Genomic DNA, 14,264 nt, shown 5'->3' with positions numbered 1-14,264 from the left:
GAAGAAGGTGCTCATGAGAAATCCCCTAAATGTCTTGGTGGGAATTTAGGGGATTTTGGGGGGATTTTGGGGGGATTTTGGGGGGATTTTGGGGGGATTTTGGGGGATTTTGCAAAGGTCTCGTATTGACTGTTTTTTACTAATTAAAAAAACTACTTATTATTCTTTCTACTTCTGATTGATATTGAAATATTTCATCTTGAGTGTTTAATCTCTTATCTCTCATTGAGGGGTAATAAGAAATACCAAGGCCATTAAAACAGAACCCCACAATATAATTATAGATCCCATTATCCTCATGAACTTGATTAATAATCACTGGATTATCTCCAAATTTTAAGTAATCAATTTGATGAACTCTAGGAATTTCAGGATTTCTTCTTTCCCATGCTTCATATTCAATATTACTAGAGTAAATTTTTTTATATCCAAATGAATTCAAATTATTTTTATAATTTTCAATATTAATTTTGCATTTATCTTGGATTAGAATTACATTGCTCATCAAACCGGCAGGCCAAGACTTTTGAAAATGTTTTTTAGTTTTTTGATTATAGGGCAGTAAATGTATATTTCCCGTACTCCAGTCTGCATATACATTTATTTCCATTGAATCACCTTGATAAACCTTGTGCTCATTAGAAGGCCATAATGTACCATTTTTCATGCTAAGATTAGATAAATATCCATATGGAATATTTAATTGTTTTTTATTAATTTCAAACTTAATTACTCTTTCAAATCCTGTAATGGGTTCCTTATCATCATAATCTGACGCATTGAGCTCCTTTTCGCTATTAAAACTTTTTTGTTGTAGAAAAAGTAAAAAAATAAATGCCGTAATTGCGAGCAATACATTTTTCATTAATTTTCTCTTAAACTTTTATTTGGAATTTGGTAAATGTTACCAGCTAGTTATTTCTGCTTTTATTGGGAAACATCACCATTATTCTATTTGAATCTAAATTTGGGTAATTCTATTTCCACCAAACCAACACGTCAACGCAAACGAATCTTAATCCAACCATCTAGAATATTTACACAACAGCAGCCTGAAAACCGGTTTTTCAGGCTGCCTTTGCCGTTCTCCTAACCGTTCTGCAAGCGGTAGAGATAGCGGTAATAGCCGTCTTCCCGCGCCAGCAGTTCTTCATGCGTACCCGCTTCTACGATCTGTCCTTTGTCCATGGCGATAATGCGGTGCGCCATGCGTACGGTGGACAGGCGGTGGGCGATGATGAGCACGGTGCGGTTGCGGCAGATGGCCTGCATGTTTTGCATAATGGCGCGTTCGGATTCGTAGTCGAGCGCGCTGGTGGCTTCGTCGAAAATCAGGATGCGCGGGTCGCTGATCAGGGCGCGGGCGATGGCGATGCGCTGGCGTTGGCCGCCGGACAGGCCGGCGCCCTGTTCGCCGACTTCGGTGTCGTAGCCTTCGGCAAGTTCCATAATAAAGTCGTGGGCGCCGGCGAGCTTGGCAGCCCCCGTGGGTCGGATTCTTGAATCCGACTGCCGGCCGCAGGGGCGGCATGCGGGTGGGTAGCAGCAATGTCGGATACAAGTATCCGACCTGCAGCAAGGCGCTGAACCGCACACTAAAAGCAGCCTGAAAACCGATTTTTGGCTTTCAGGCTGCTTTTTTTGCCCTTGTCCGCTTTTCAGGCTGCTTTGCCGGCCAGCTCGTGGGCGAGGCGCACGGCTTCGAGCAGGCTGCCGCTGCGGGCGCGGCCGCTGCCGGCCAGATCGAGGGCGGTGCCGTGATCGACGGAGGTGCGGACAAAGGGCAGGCCGAGGGTGATGTTGACGCCTTCGCCGAAGGAGGCGTATTTCAATACCGGCAGCCCCTGGTCGTGGTAGGCGGCGAGCACGGCGTCGGCGCCTTCGAGCATAAAGGGCTGGAACAGGGTGTCGGCGGGGTAGGGGCCGCGGATGTCGATGCCTTCGCTTTGCAGTTGGTGCAGCGCTGGGATCATCACGTCGATTTCTTCGCGGCCGAGGTGGCCGCCTTCGCCGGCGTGGGGGTTCAGCCCGGCCAGCAGGATGCGCGGCTGGGCGATGGCGAATTTGTGCCGCAGATCGTGGTGCAGGATGCGGGTGGTTTCGAGTACGGTGTCGCCGGTGATGGCGGCGGGTACGTCTTTAAGCGGCAGGTGGGTGGTGAGCAGCGCCACGCGCAGGCCGCCGCCGGCGAGCATCATCACCACGCGGCTGACGCCGGCTTTGGCGGCCAGATATTCGGTGTGGCCTTGAAACAGGCAGCCTGAAAGGCGGGCGTCGTTAATCACGCCTTTGTGCAGCGGCGCGGTAACCATGGCGGCAAAGCGGCCGGCGGCGATGCCGGCGTGGGCGGTGTCGAGCAATTCGAGCACATAGGAGGCGTTGGCGGGGTCGGCTTCTCCGGCGCGGCAGGGCGCGCGCAGCGGAATGTGCAGCACTTCGAGCGTGCCGCTTTCGGGCGGGTGTTCGGGGTGGTAGTCGGCGATGGCGACGTTTTTGCCGAGCTGCTCGGCGCGTTGGCGCAGCAGGCCGATATCGCCGAGCACCACGGTGCGGCGGGGTAGGGCGGCGGCGGGCAGATCGAGGCAGATGTCGGGGCCGATGCCGGCGGGTTCGCCGCTGGTAACGGCAAGCGGTAGGGGGTTCATGGCGGGGCGGGAAACACAAAAAAAGGGTGGCGATGATACTGGCGCGGCGCGGCGGCGGGCAAGGGCTTTGCCGGCAGCGGCGGCACAGGCAGCCTGAAACGGTTTGGCGGCGGCAAAAAAGCCGTTTGGGCGAAATCCGTTATAATTGCCGCCGGATGCTGCCGTTTTTGCCGCTTTCAGGCTGTCTGAAAGCGCGTAAGGCAGCCTGAAAAAACCAAACCGAAAGGGAGTCCGTTATGAACCGTACCCGCCGCCGTCTGCTGCTGTCGGCCGTATCTGCCGCCGCCGTTTTGTCTTTGAGCGCCTGCCCGAGCACTTCGGCGCCGCCGCAAACTTCAAAAAACACGCCGCCTTCGCCGAAAGCCAAGCCCAAGGCGGTTATCGGGCTGGCGTTGGGCGGCGGCGCGTCTAAAGGTTTTGCCCATATCGGCGTGATCAAAGTGCTGAGAGCAAACGGCATTCCGGTGCAGGTGGTAACCGGCACCAGCGCCGGTTCGATAGTCGGCAGCATGTACGCCAGCGGCATGTCGCCCGACCGAATGGAATTGGAAGCGGAGATTCTCGGCAAAACCGAGCTGGTGGATCTCACCCTTTCCACCAGCGGCTTTATCAAGGGCGAAAAACTGCAAAACTGGATCAACCGCAAGGTAAACAACCGCCCAATCCAGCAGTTCCCGCTGAAATTCGCCGCGGTGGCCACCGATTTTTCCACCGGCAAGGCGGTAGCCTTCAACCACGGCAATGCCGGCCAGGCGGTGCGCGCTTCGGCGGCGATTCCCAATGTGTTCCAGCCGGTGCTGATCGGCGGGCGCAAATATGTTGACGGCGGTCTGGCGCAGCCGGTGCCGGTGAGCGCCGCCCGCAGCCAGGGGGCGAATTTCGTGATTGCCGTCGATATTTCCGCCAAGCCCACCCAGGCGGTGAGCAAGGACTTTCTGTCTTATCTCGATCAGACGCTCAATATTATGAGCATCTCCGCGCTCAATAACGAGCTCTCTAAAGCCGACGTGGTGATCAAACCGCAGGTGCAGGATATGGGCTCGGTGGGCGGTTTCGACCGCAAGGCCGAAGCCATCCGCCAGGGCGAAGCCGCCGCCCGCGCCGCGCTGCCGAAAATCAAAGCCGCCTTGGCGCGCTACCAGTATTAAACCGCACGGCGGCGGCTTTCAGGCAGCCTGAAAGCCGCCGCAGGAAAACCCCATGAGCCATACCGTCCACCTGTCTTTTGAAGACATCGACAACACCGTTTTGCAGCGCCTGTGCGGCGCGTTTGACGGCAACCTTGCCGCGCTGGCCAAAGCGCTGGAGATCGACATCAGCCGCCGCTTCGCCGACTTCACTTTCACCGGCGGCAACGCCCACGCCGGCCGCCGCGCCCTGCTCGCGCTGGCCGAAGCCGCCGAACACGGCGATTTGGACGACGGCACCATCAGCCTGGCCGCCGTCGAAGCCAAAACCGCCGATGCCGCCTTCGAGCCGCAAAACGACGGCGGCCACCAGTATTTCTTCCGCATCCGCCGCGGCAAACTCGGCGGCCGCACCCCGCGCCAAAACGGCTATATCCGCGCGCTGCTTAACCACGACGTCGTCTTCGGTCTCGGCCCCGCCGGCACCGGCAAAACCTATCTTGCCGTCGCCGCCGCCGTCGATGCCATGGAAAAACACCAGATCGAGCGCATCGTGCTGGTGCGCCCCGCCGTCGAAGCCGGCGAAAAACTCGGCTTTCTGCCCGGCGATCTGGCGCAGAAAGTCGATCCCTATCTGCGCCCGCTCTACGACGCGCTTTACGATCTGATGGGTTTTGACCGCGTAAGCAAACTCTTGGAAAAACAGCTGATTGAAATCGCCCCGCTCGCCTATATGCGCGGCCGCACGCTCAACGGCGCCTATGTGATACTCGACGAAGCGCAAAACACCACGCCCGAGCAGATGAAGATGTTTCTGACCCGCATCGGCTTTGGCGCCAAAGCCGTGATTACCGGCGATCTGAGCCAGGTCGATCTGCCGCGCAACATCAAATCCGGCCTGCGCGACGCCAAAGAAAAACTCGCCGGCATCGAAGGCATCTACTTTCATACCTTTACCAGCGAAGACGTCGTCCGCCATCCGCTGGTGCAGAAAATCGTCGATGCCTACGATGCGGCGGAAGAAGCCGCAGACGGCAAAAACGGCTGAATCCGCCTTTCAGGCTGCCTTGATCGTTCAGGCAGCCTGAAACTTTTGTCCGTGCCGGATAGCAGGGCGATCGGCAAAACAAATATTTTTGCTGAAAGTTTTTGGCGCAGGTCAAACAGCGGCCACGGCCGGTTTGGGCTTTCAGGCTGCATCGGTTACAATCGGCAACGATTTTTTCCACTCTTAAAGCAAGGCAGGAATTATGGACAGCGACATCATCATCGTTGGCGGCGGCCCCGCCGGTTTGGCATTCGCCCGCCAGTTTAAAGACAGCGGCCTGCGCATCACCGTGATCGAAAAGGCGCCCGAAGAGAGCCTGCAGAATCCCGCTTACGACGGCCGCGAAATCGCGCTCACCCACCGTTCGCGCGAAATCATGCAGCGGCTCGGCATGTGGCAGCGCATCCCCGAAAACGAAATCTACCGCCTGCGCGATGCCAAAGTGTTCAACGGCAAGTCCGACTACACCCTGCATTTTGCCGAGCCAAAACACGCCCGCGGCGGCCCCACCGACCGCCTGGGCAATCTGATTTCCAACCACAACATCCGCCGCGCCGCCTACGAAGAAGCGGTGTCACTGCCCAACGTTAGCCTGCGCTGCGGCGTCGGCGTCAAAAGCGTGCGCACCGACCGCGAAGCCGCCACGGTGGAACTAGAAAACGGCGAAACCCTGCACGCGCGCCTGCTGGTTGCCGCCGACAGCCGCCTGTCGCAAACCCGCCGCCAGCTCGGTATTTCCGCCGATATGCACGATTTTGGCCGCACCGTAATCGTGTTCCGCACCAAACACACCGTTTCCAACGAACACACCGCCTGCGAATGCTTCTTCTACGGCCGCACGCTGGCGCTGCTGCCCTTGGAAGAGCACATGACCAACTGCGTGATAACCATCCAAAACACCCGCGCGTCCGAACTTTTGGATCTGACGCCCGAAGAGCTGGCCAAAGAAGCGCAGAAAATGCTCGGCGGCCGCCTGGGCGACATGGAGCCGGCCGGCACCGTCCACAGCTATCCGCTGATGGGCGTGCACGCCAGCAAGTTTTACGCCACCCGCGCCGCGCTGATCGGCGATGCCGCCGTCGGCATGCATCCGGTTACCGCCCACGGCTACAATCTCGGCCTGGAAAGCACCGACATTCTCGCCAAGCTGATTCTGAAAGCCGAGAAAAAAGGCCGCGACATCGGCTCGCACAAGTTGCTGGAAAAATACAATATCGAACACCAGCTCCACACCCGCCCGCTGTATCACGGCACCAATGCGATGGTGAACTTCTTTACCACCGAAACCCGTCCGGTCAAAGCCCTGCGCGGCGCCGTACTGCGCATCAGCAACAATCTGCCGCCGCTGAAAAAACTGATCAGCCGCCAGCTTACCGGTTGATTTTGTTCTATCGGCAAAAAAGCAGCCTGAAAACCAAACATGGTTTTCAGGCTGCTTTTTTGGTTTGAAGACCGGTTTTCCCGCAACAGGCAGCCTGAAAAGCAGCGTTGGGCAAAGATTTTTTCTGTTTTCAGGCTGCCTGCCGCAGGGGGCGTAGCGTGTACCGTTTGCCGCGTTCCGTTGTCCAACCAAGCAGCCTGAAAACGGCAAATCCCACTTTCAGGCTGCCTTTTTCCCCGCATCCGCTTACAATCGCCATTCCATCATTTGCCGCAAGGAGTGCCGTTATGAACCCCCATCCCGCCCTGTTCAAAACCCAAGCCTATATCGGCGGCCGCTGGCTGGATGCCGGCAATGGCGCCGTGCTGGCGGTGGACAATCCCGCCACCGGCGAAACCGTCGGCAGCGTGCCGGATATGGGCGCGGCGGAGGCCGAGCGCGCCGTTCAGGCTGCCTATGCCGCGCTGCCAAACTGGCGCGCCAAAAGCGCCGGCGAGCGTGCCGCGCTGCTGCGCCGCTGGTTTGAGCTGATGCTGGTAAACAAACGCGCGCTGGCCGAAATCCTGACTTTGGAGCAGGGCAAGCCGCTGGCCGAGGCCGAGGGCGAGATTGCCTACGGCGCGTCGTATGTCGAGTGGTATGCCGAAGAGGCCAAGCGGGTGTACGGCGACACCATCCCCGCGCCCGCGGCCGACCGCCGCGTGCTGGTGCTCAAACAGCCCGTCGGCGTGTGCGCCGCCATCACGCCGTGGAATTTTCCCAATGCGATGATCGCCCGCAAAGCCGCGCCCGCGCTGGCCGCCGGCTGCACCTTTGTCGTGCGCCCCGCATCGCAAACGCCGTTTTCCGCGCTGGCGCTGGCGGTGCTGGCCGAACAGGCGGGCATTCCGGCGGGCGTGTTCAATGTGATTACCGGCGCCGCCCGCCCCATCGGCAAAGTGCTGACCGAACACCCGCTGGTGCGCAAATTCAGCTTCACCGGCTCCACCGAAACCGGTCGCGAGCTGATGCGCCAATGCGCCGGCAGCATCAAAAAAGTGTCGCTCGAACTCGGCGGCAACGCGCCCTTTATCGTGTTTGACGACGCCGATGTGGATGCCGCCGTTGCCGGCGCGGTTGCCGCCAAATTCCGCAACGCCGGCCAAACCTGCGTCTGCGCCAACCGCATCTATGTGCAGCGCGGCGTGTACGACGCCTTTGCCGCCAAGTTCGCCGCCACCGCAGGCAGCCTGAAAACCGGCAGCGGCTTCGATGCCGCCAGCGATTTGGGCCCCTTAATCGACGACAAAGCCGCCGCCCACACCCGCGAGCTGCTGGCCGACGCGCTGGAAAACGGCGGCCGCGTGCTGTGCGGCGGCAGCGGGGCAGGGCGCTTTTTCGACGCCACCGTTATCGGCGGCGCCAACGGAACAATGCGCGTGGCCCGCGAAGAAATCTTCGCCCCGCTCGCCCCGCTGTTCGTTTTCGACAGCGAAGAAGAAGCCGTCGCCCTGGCCAACGACACCGAATATGGTCTCGCCGCCTATTTCTACAGCCAAAACCTTGCCCGCTGCGTGCGCGTGGCCGAAGCGCTGGAATACGGCATGGTGGGCGTGAACACCGGCATCATCTCCAACGCCGCCGCCCCCTTCGGCGGGGTCAAACAGTCCGGATTGGGGCGCGAAGGCTCGAAATACGGGCTGGGCGAGTATTTGGAAACCAAATATGTGGCGCTGGGTGGGATTTGATTGAAGAAAAAGGCAGCCTGAAACAAGCAGATCGGTTTTTAGGCTGCCTGAAATGTAGAAAATTTCGGCGTTATTTACCGTGTTGGTTTATATGTGGAATGCAGCCTGCAATCTGCAGATTGTTTTTTCAGACTACCTTTGCAAAGGATTTCGCCATGCCGCATCGCATCAATCGTACCATCCGACAAACATCTTCTTCCGACAAAAAAGACTCCCTGCGGTACTTGTGCTATATGCTTTCGCCGCTGTGGATCGGCCTTGCCTTTATCGGCGTTGCCTCTATCGGTGATGCAACACACCTGCCAAAATTCCTGATGCGGGTGGCAGACACAGCCATGATCCTGCTCTTATTTGTGATGACCGGGTACGCCGTGCGCGAAGTATTTGCCAATGGTATGCCGTTTGACCAAATTGCCACTTTGCTGTCTGCTATCGCGCTTTTTACCCTTTGGGTTGTTATCGTTTACGAGTCAAAATATATAGCCATCAGCCTGTTTTTGTTGGCATCGTCCGGGGTCATACACAAAGCCTTTGCCGATGGCGCCCGCCCAAACCGAATTGCCATTTCGGTGATTTTTTTCTCTTCTTTCATCTTCTTAAACTATATGATTCCTGATGTGGAAGGTTTGAAGGAGTTGGTTTTTATAACGGCACTGTTGTCGTTTGCCACCTCTATTTTGCTGTATGTTATCGGACTGCTCTGCCTGATACGTTCCGTGTTTTGGCCGGTCAAACTAATAGCCCTTTTCTCTGGTGCTTTCATGTTGATGCTGCCGTTTTTGGCTGTCGGTTGGATAGCAATCGTTTCATTGGAACTTGTATTTCTCGGCCGGCACGGGTTTCATTAAGCCTTTCAAAGCAGCCTGAGAACTGCCGGCATAATGGTTTTATCCCTAATGCTGTGAGCCAAAAACGGAAAAAAGCAGCCTGAAAGATTTTCAGGCTGCTTTTGGCCGGTATTAAACCGTATGCGGTTTAGAAGGTGTATTGGACACCGGCACCAACGTAGTGGTTGCCTTTCCAAGTGAACTTCTCACCGTTTTCTTCACGCTCTTTTTTGCGGAAGTAGTAGTCGTAGTCGGCACGCAGACCGAGGTTTTCGGTGAATTTGTACAGGCCGCCGATACCCAAAGTCGGACGGGCTTTGGTTTTGAAGCTGTAAGAGTCGCCGTCGGTATCTTTGAGCTTGTGTTTGACACCGGCCACACCGGCTTTACCGAACAGGCGGAATTTTTCACCGATATCGCCACCAACGGTTACACGGCCGCCGTAAGTGTGGTTTTGCATTTTGTTTTTGCCGCCGTTACCGTCGTCAAAACGGTGCTTGTCGCCGCCTTGGTAGTAAAGCTCGGCGCCCAGCAGGTTGTTGAACTGGACACCGGCACCGATCTGGCCGGCCGCGCGGGTGTTGCTTTCGCTTTCGGTGTAACCCGGCTCTTCGTATTTGTAGCCGTCCTGCAGCGCGCCCAGAGTGCCGAACACATAGGGACGGATGCCGCTGGAAGCCTTAGGCTCGGGAGCGGGTTCGGGTGCCGGTGCCGGCTCGACTACCGGCTGCGGCTCGGGCGCCACTACCGGTTCGGGCTGGCGTTCCATCGGGGCGACGGGGCGCGGGGTGTTGTCGGAGAAACGGTTGTCGCATTGCTGCATGCTCACGCGAACGGCACGGCCGCTGGCGTCGGAATAGACGTTTACCGGCATATCGGGGCTGTAGGGTACGTATTTACCTTGCAGCGCGCGGGCTACGCCGTCGCGGCCGAATTTATGGCCTACACCCATATCGCAGGCGCCCAGCGCGTATTGCGGGCCGAGGTCGCGGATGGTGGCGACGGCTACTTTGCGTTCGCCTTTGCGCAACAGCGGTTTTTTATGGGTGGCAGACTGGTAAAAGCGGGCGGTGCCGTTGTGGACGGCGGCGTCGCATTCCTCAGCGGTGTCGTAACCCACGTTGCCGTGTGCATCGGAAACCATGCCGGCTTGGGCGCCCGCAGCCATCAGGGCCAGGGCGGAAGCGGTGATTGCAGGTAAGAATTTCAAACGTTTCATAATCGTTTTCCTATAAAAATGGGAAGCTCCTCAACACAAATCCCGAGGCGGACAAATGCTTCGGGCGTATCGGGATAAAGTGATTCTACTATGCGCCGGCCTTTTCCGTATAGGAAATTTCAATATTTTCCGATAAATTCGGCGACAAAGCGGCAATTTTATGGCAAGTTCCGGCTTTCAGGCTGCTTTGCCGTTTCATTGTTTTGCCGGCAGTCTGAAAATATCTGTCTCTTTTATCCAGCAGCACCGGCGGGTTTTCAGGCTGCCTGAAAGCGAAAGCCGGCGCCGTTTTGCCAACTGTTTGCGATTATGTCTTATACCATTGAAGCTGTTGCCACCATCCGTTCCCCCTATACCCAGAAATTCGGCATCCCGCGCCAGCCGCATCTGGTGCCTGCCGCGCGCTGCCGCATCGAATTTGCGCCGCAGTTTGGCGCCGACAGTGTGCGCGGGCTGGAAGGCTTCGGCTATATCTGGGTGCAGTTTGTCTTTCACGACGCGCTGGCCGAAGGCTGGGCGCAGATGGTGCGGCCGCCGCGTTTGGGCGGCCGCAAAAAAGTGGGCGTATTCGCCAGCCGCAGCCCGCACCGGCCGAACCATCTCGGTTTGTCGCTGCTCAAACTCGAAGCGGTGGGGCAGGAAAACGGGCGCGTGTTTCTCGAATGCAGCGGCGCCGATTTGCTCGACGGCACGCCAGTGGTCGATGTCAAACCCTATATTCCTTTTGTTGAAGCCCGCCCCGATGCCGCCGCCGGCTTTGCTGCCGAAGCCCCGCCGCAGCTGCGGGTAAAATGGCAGCCTGAAAGCGGCGCCGACAGGCTGGACGAAGCTTTCAGGCTGCTTATCGAGCAAAGCATCGCCCAAGACCCGCGCCCGGCCTACCAAGACATCCCCGGGCGCGAATATGCGATGGCCGTTGGCGGGGCGGACGTGCGTTTTCTGATTGAAGAAGGCTGTGCGCGGATTATTGCCGTTTCAGGCAGCCTGAAAGATGCGAACGGCAGCAAGTGAAAACGTTTCTGATTGGCTTTAAACATACGCTTGATTTCACAAATAGAACTTGTTGCGAAACGGAAACAGAGCGTAAACGGCGTATGCAAAAAAAAGTAAAAAATTCATGCGCCGCGGCAGCAGAGGGGCATAAAATCCTTGCCTGCCGCCACCGCCCTCTATACAATCCGCCGCTTATCGCTTGGAGAGGTGGATGAGTGGTTGAAGTCGCACGCCTGGAAAGCGTGTATACGTGAATAGCGTATCGAGGGTTCGAATCCCTTCCTCTCCGCCAAGATGTAAAGAAATCCCGTATCAATCAGGGTGGTTTTGATTGCTGCGGGATTTTTTGTGTGTAACGGCTGTCGGGAAAACGGCAGCCTGAAAAAACGGTGTGTTTTGTGCCTTTATGCTTAATTTTGCCGTTTCGGATCAAATTTGAAAGCAAAATCGGGCTAAATCCGGCTAGGGTGCAATCTCATGCCATTTACAATGGTTTACAAAAAAATCTGTCTCTTTTTAAGACGGTTTAATTAAGGGCGGCATTTTGTTAAATTGACCGCTATTTGTTTTACATCAAAGCGGCGAAACGGTTTTCAGGCTGCCTGAAAACCGTTTCGCTAGGTTTAAATTTTGTTGTACCCCTTTGTTTTTTACACTTTTAGGAAGAAAGCTATGAATAAGGTTTATAAAGTTGTTTGGAGCGATGCCGCCAATGCATGGGTGGCCGTATCCGAAATCAGTACCGCCCATGGTAAATCCAAATCAAGCAAAACCATTGCTGTAGCGGTGGCTGCTGTGGGTATGATGCTCTCGTCTGCTGCTGTGCAGGCCGCCGGATTAACGTGGGGGACTGGTGCTGTCGCAGCAGATGATGAGGCAATTGCCATGGGTAATAACAGTGATGCAAAGACTAATTACACAATAGTTTTGGGTAGTGGTGCCAAAAACAAATCAAATGGCGAGTCTGCTGTTGTTATTGGGCATGGTGCTGAAGCTACTAGCGATGCTAATCCAAATACAGCGAAAAACACAATGGGGCAGCAGGTGGTAGTCGGTGAGGCTAGTGTGGCAAACAGCCAGTCTGTTGCGCTTGGTGCACAAGTATATGCGACAGGTCAGTCGTCTATTGCAATTGGTGGTGATGATCTAGGTAATAATGACAGTAAAACGTCTGCCGGGAAATATAGTGGTGCCCAAGATTGGCGCAATTATGCCGGCCAGCCGATTACTGTAGAAGGTGTTTCAACTAAAGATGCTTCGAATCCGGCCATCGGCTTTACCAGCACAACGGCCAGTGGTCGTGGCTCTGTTGCCATTGGACATATGAGCCAATCAACAGGTAAAGCATCTTTGGCATTTGGCGCAGATTCTCATGCAGAGGCAGACGGTGCGATTGCTGCTGGCATGGCGTCGCAAGCGAAGGGTTCTGCTGCGGTTGCCATCGGGGTAGGCGCAGAGGCTCCAGAAGCTCATGCAACCGCAATCGGCTTAAAAGCTAAAGCTAATGGCGGCAACGCTTTTGCCGCAGGCAGTAATGCTAAGGCCGATGGAGAGAACTCAATTGCGTTGGGGTACGGCGCATCCACGGAAACCAACTCGGCAACTTATCCTCGGATAGCATCTCAGCCTGATAAAACGATGAATAACATCGCGATTGGTAAGACAGCAAGATCAGGTGGTTTGCAGACAATTGCGTTTGGTGCTGAGTCTGTAGCCTCCAAAACACAGTCCATTGCTTTTGGTTTTGATGCCCAGGCAACAGGCGATCAGTCTGTGGCACTGGGTGCGAATACCCGTTCAACTGGAGATTCTTCGGTTGCAATTGGTGGCGATGATTTGGATTCGGTAGCATCCACAGTGTATCGAGTGACTTCTCCAGCTGCGGATAATGATGCGTATAACGATACGGCACTGGCAAAAAAATATCGGGAGTTAACGGGTCAGAACTTAGTTAATTTCACGCCTAATAATCGCTATATTGGCACATCTACTGGCCAGGCTGGGGTTGCTGTGGGCGTCTCTGCCAAGGCGGCAGATTTGGCAACGGCAGTAGGTACGAAATCCCATGCCACGGGTGATTATTCGGCTGCATTCGGTGTAGGGGCAAATGCTACATTGGCCAATGCTGTTGCCTTAGGTGCAGGTAGTACAACTGCAACAAACGCTACTGATGTGCCGTCTGCCACAATTGGTGCAATCACCTACGGTGGAGGGACTAGCCCGTTTGCTGGTAGCGGCAAGGTGGTTCCTGGTGACCAAGTTTCTATTGGTGCAGCAGGTTTTGAACGCCAAATCAAACATGTTGCGCCAGGCGCAATTACTGCGGCTAGCACTGATGCCATTAACGGTAGCCAGTTGTTCTATGTGGCTAAAGGTTTACAAGAACAAATTACAGCTGCCGGTGGTAATGGTATTCACTTCTACCATGTAAACGGCGCAAATACTGACAATAACTATAATAATGACGGTGCAACTGGCAGCAAAGCCTTGGCAGCAGGGATTAACGCTAAAGCGGCTGGCGCTAGCTCTGTTGCGGTTGGTAGCGCTGAAGTTGCGGAAAAATCTGTTGTTGGTCAGTCGAATTCCGAGGGTGCAGTTGCAATTGGTGATTCCGCTTATGCAGCGGGTCGTCAGGCAGTTACTCTTGGTGCTAGTCGTGCAGAAGAGGAGCAGGCGGTAGCCATCGGTTCTAATGCACGTTCTAGTGGTAAAGCCTCTATGGCTATTGGTGCTGCTGCAGTGGCTTCTCAAGAAAATAATATCTCTATTGGTTCCAGTGCCAATACTGCAGGTAATAATAGTGTAGCCATTGGTGCAAATAGTTCTACCGTTGTAGCAGCAGCAGGTTCAGTAGCATTAGGTCATGCTTCTCAGGCTACTCGTGCTGCTATCGATGCGACTAAAGTTCAGGCTAATGCAGCACCTACCGTGGCTAACAATCAGGTTTATGCACTTGCGTCAGCTTCCAATGTTGACCAAAACAATATTACGGCAACAGTAAAAGGTGAGTTGGGTGCAGTATCAGTAGGTACGCAGAATGCTACTCGTCAAATCATTAATGTGGCTGCTGGTACGGAAGATTCTGACGCGGTGAACGTTGCTCAATTGAAAGCTGTAGCGAATCAGATTACTACTCAAGCCGTAGCGACCACTCCGTTGACCGTAGCCAACGACGGCAAAGTTACTCCACCGGCTGCTGCCGACGCAGGCAAACTGGCCACAGCGGGTGATATTGCCAATGCCATCAACAGCAGCGGCTTTAAAGCTACTGCGGGTGGTAACACCACAGGCGCAGCA

The 14,264-nt window shown here is 55.4% G+C and carries 10 protein-coding genes, 1 tRNA gene and 1 pseudogene; 8 read left to right on the top strand and 4 right to left on the bottom strand.

Features of this window, described 5'->3' with window-relative positions; genetic code table 11:
• Positions 1-139: 139 nt before the first annotated feature.
• From MB824_RS11055 to pdxA, 3 genes and pseudogenes are all read right to left on the bottom strand, one after another.
• On the bottom strand, positions 140-865 hold the full coding sequence (locus tag MB824_RS11055) for an RTX iron-regulated FrpC family protein (RefSeq protein WP_238748581.1): 726 nt from the start codon (positions 863-865) through the stop codon (positions 140-142).
• Positions 866-1,089: 224 nt separating this feature from the next.
• A pseudogene (locus MB824_RS11050) lies at positions 1,090-1,482 on the bottom strand (ATP-binding cassette domain-containing protein); the annotation flags it as partial.
• Positions 1,483-1,658: 176 nt separating this feature from the next.
• Positions 1,659-2,645 carry a 4-hydroxythreonine-4-phosphate dehydrogenase PdxA gene (gene pdxA, locus MB824_RS11045; protein WP_238748580.1) on the bottom strand — a complete coding sequence of 329 codons (987 nt, stop codon included), beginning with the start codon at positions 2,643-2,645 and terminating at the stop codon, positions 1,659-1,661.
• Positions 2,646-2,881: 236 nt separating this feature from the next.
• Here pdxA and MB824_RS11040 point away from each other — a divergent pair, with 236 nt between their 5' ends.
• The 5 genes from MB824_RS11040 (at position 2,882) to MB824_RS11020 (ending at position 8,776) form a co-directional block, all read left to right on the top strand.
• Positions 2,882-3,793, top strand: coding sequence for a patatin-like phospholipase family protein (locus MB824_RS11040; RefSeq protein WP_238748579.1), 912 nt, complete (start codon positions 2,882-2,884; stop codon positions 3,791-3,793).
• Positions 3,794-3,845: 52 nt separating this feature from the next.
• Positions 3,846-4,820: a PhoH family protein gene (locus tag MB824_RS11035; RefSeq protein ID WP_238748578.1), complete on the top strand. Its 975-nt coding sequence runs from the start codon at positions 3,846-3,848 to the stop codon at positions 4,818-4,820.
• A 202-nt stretch (positions 4,821-5,022) separates the two neighbouring features.
• A complete protein-coding gene (gene ubiM, locus MB824_RS11030) occupies positions 5,023-6,201 on the top strand; it encodes a 5-demethoxyubiquinol-8 5-hydroxylase UbiM (protein WP_238748577.1) in 1,179 nt (392 codons plus the stop codon).
• 287 nt (positions 6,202-6,488) lie between these two features.
• Positions 6,489-7,928 carry an NAD-dependent succinate-semialdehyde dehydrogenase gene (locus tag MB824_RS11025; protein ID WP_238748576.1) on the top strand — a complete coding sequence of 480 codons (1,440 nt, stop codon included), beginning with the start codon at positions 6,489-6,491 and terminating at the stop codon, positions 7,926-7,928.
• A 155-nt stretch (positions 7,929-8,083) separates the two neighbouring features.
• Positions 8,084-8,776, top strand: coding sequence for a hypothetical protein (locus MB824_RS11020; RefSeq protein WP_238748575.1), 693 nt, complete (start codon positions 8,084-8,086; stop codon positions 8,774-8,776).
• Between the two features lie 127 nt (positions 8,777-8,903).
• Here the strand turns inward: MB824_RS11020 and MB824_RS11015 are convergent, their stop codons facing one another.
• Positions 8,904-9,974: an outer membrane protein gene (locus MB824_RS11015; RefSeq protein ID WP_238748574.1), complete on the bottom strand. Its 1,071-nt coding sequence runs from the start codon at positions 9,972-9,974 to the stop codon at positions 8,904-8,906.
• Between the two features lie 309 nt (positions 9,975-10,283).
• On the opposite strand from MB824_RS11015, the gene tsaA reads away from it, so the two are divergent.
• The 3 genes from tsaA to MB824_RS11000 all read left to right on the top strand — a co-directional run.
• Entirely contained in the window at positions 10,284-10,985 is a 702-nt protein-coding gene (tsaA, locus tag MB824_RS11010; protein WP_238748573.1) for a tRNA (N6-threonylcarbamoyladenosine(37)-N6)-methyltransferase TrmO, read from the top strand.
• A gap of 183 nt (positions 10,986-11,168) precedes the next feature.
• Positions 11,169-11,259: transfer RNA gene (locus MB824_RS11005), tRNA-Ser, on the top strand.
• A gap of 380 nt (positions 11,260-11,639) precedes the next feature.
• Positions 11,640-14,264: ESPR-type extended signal peptide-containing protein (locus MB824_RS11000; protein ID WP_255778766.1), on the top strand; the 2,625-nt coding region annotated here is incomplete at its 3' end.

Origin of the sequence: Kingella pumchi (assembly GCF_022288825.1) — a bacterium.
Lineage (GTDB): Bacteria > Pseudomonadota > Gammaproteobacteria > Burkholderiales > Neisseriaceae > Kingella_D > Kingella_D pumchi.
The sequence above is the reverse complement of the archived record's forward strand: the minus strand, read 5'-3'. Positions and strand labels throughout refer to the sequence as shown.

Bases quoted from the DNA above. Each gene is read 5' to 3' on its own strand.
- MB824_RS11055 (WP_238748581.1), bottom strand. From the start codon at position 865: ATGAAAAATGTATTGCTCGCAATTACGGCATTTATTTTTTTACTTTTT.
- pdxA (WP_238748580.1), bottom strand. From the start codon at position 2,645: ATGAACCCCCTACCGCTTGCCGTTACCAGCGGCGAACCCGCCGGCATC.
- MB824_RS11040 (WP_238748579.1), top strand. From the start codon at position 2,882: ATGAACCGTACCCGCCGCCGTCTGCTGCTGTCGGCCGTATCTGCCGCC.
- MB824_RS11035 (WP_238748578.1), top strand. From the start codon at position 3,846: ATGAGCCATACCGTCCACCTGTCTTTTGAAGACATCGACAACACCGTT.
- ubiM (WP_238748577.1), top strand. From the start codon at position 5,023: ATGGACAGCGACATCATCATCGTTGGCGGCGGCCCCGCCGGTTTGGCA.
- MB824_RS11025 (WP_238748576.1), top strand. From the start codon at position 6,489: ATGAACCCCCATCCCGCCCTGTTCAAAACCCAAGCCTATATCGGCGGC.
- MB824_RS11020 (WP_238748575.1), top strand. From the start codon at position 8,084: ATGCCGCATCGCATCAATCGTACCATCCGACAAACATCTTCTTCCGAC.
- MB824_RS11015 (WP_238748574.1), bottom strand. From the start codon at position 9,974: ATGAAACGTTTGAAATTCTTACCTGCAATCACCGCTTCCGCCCTGGCC.
- tsaA (WP_238748573.1), top strand. From the start codon at position 10,284: ATGTCTTATACCATTGAAGCTGTTGCCACCATCCGTTCCCCCTATACC.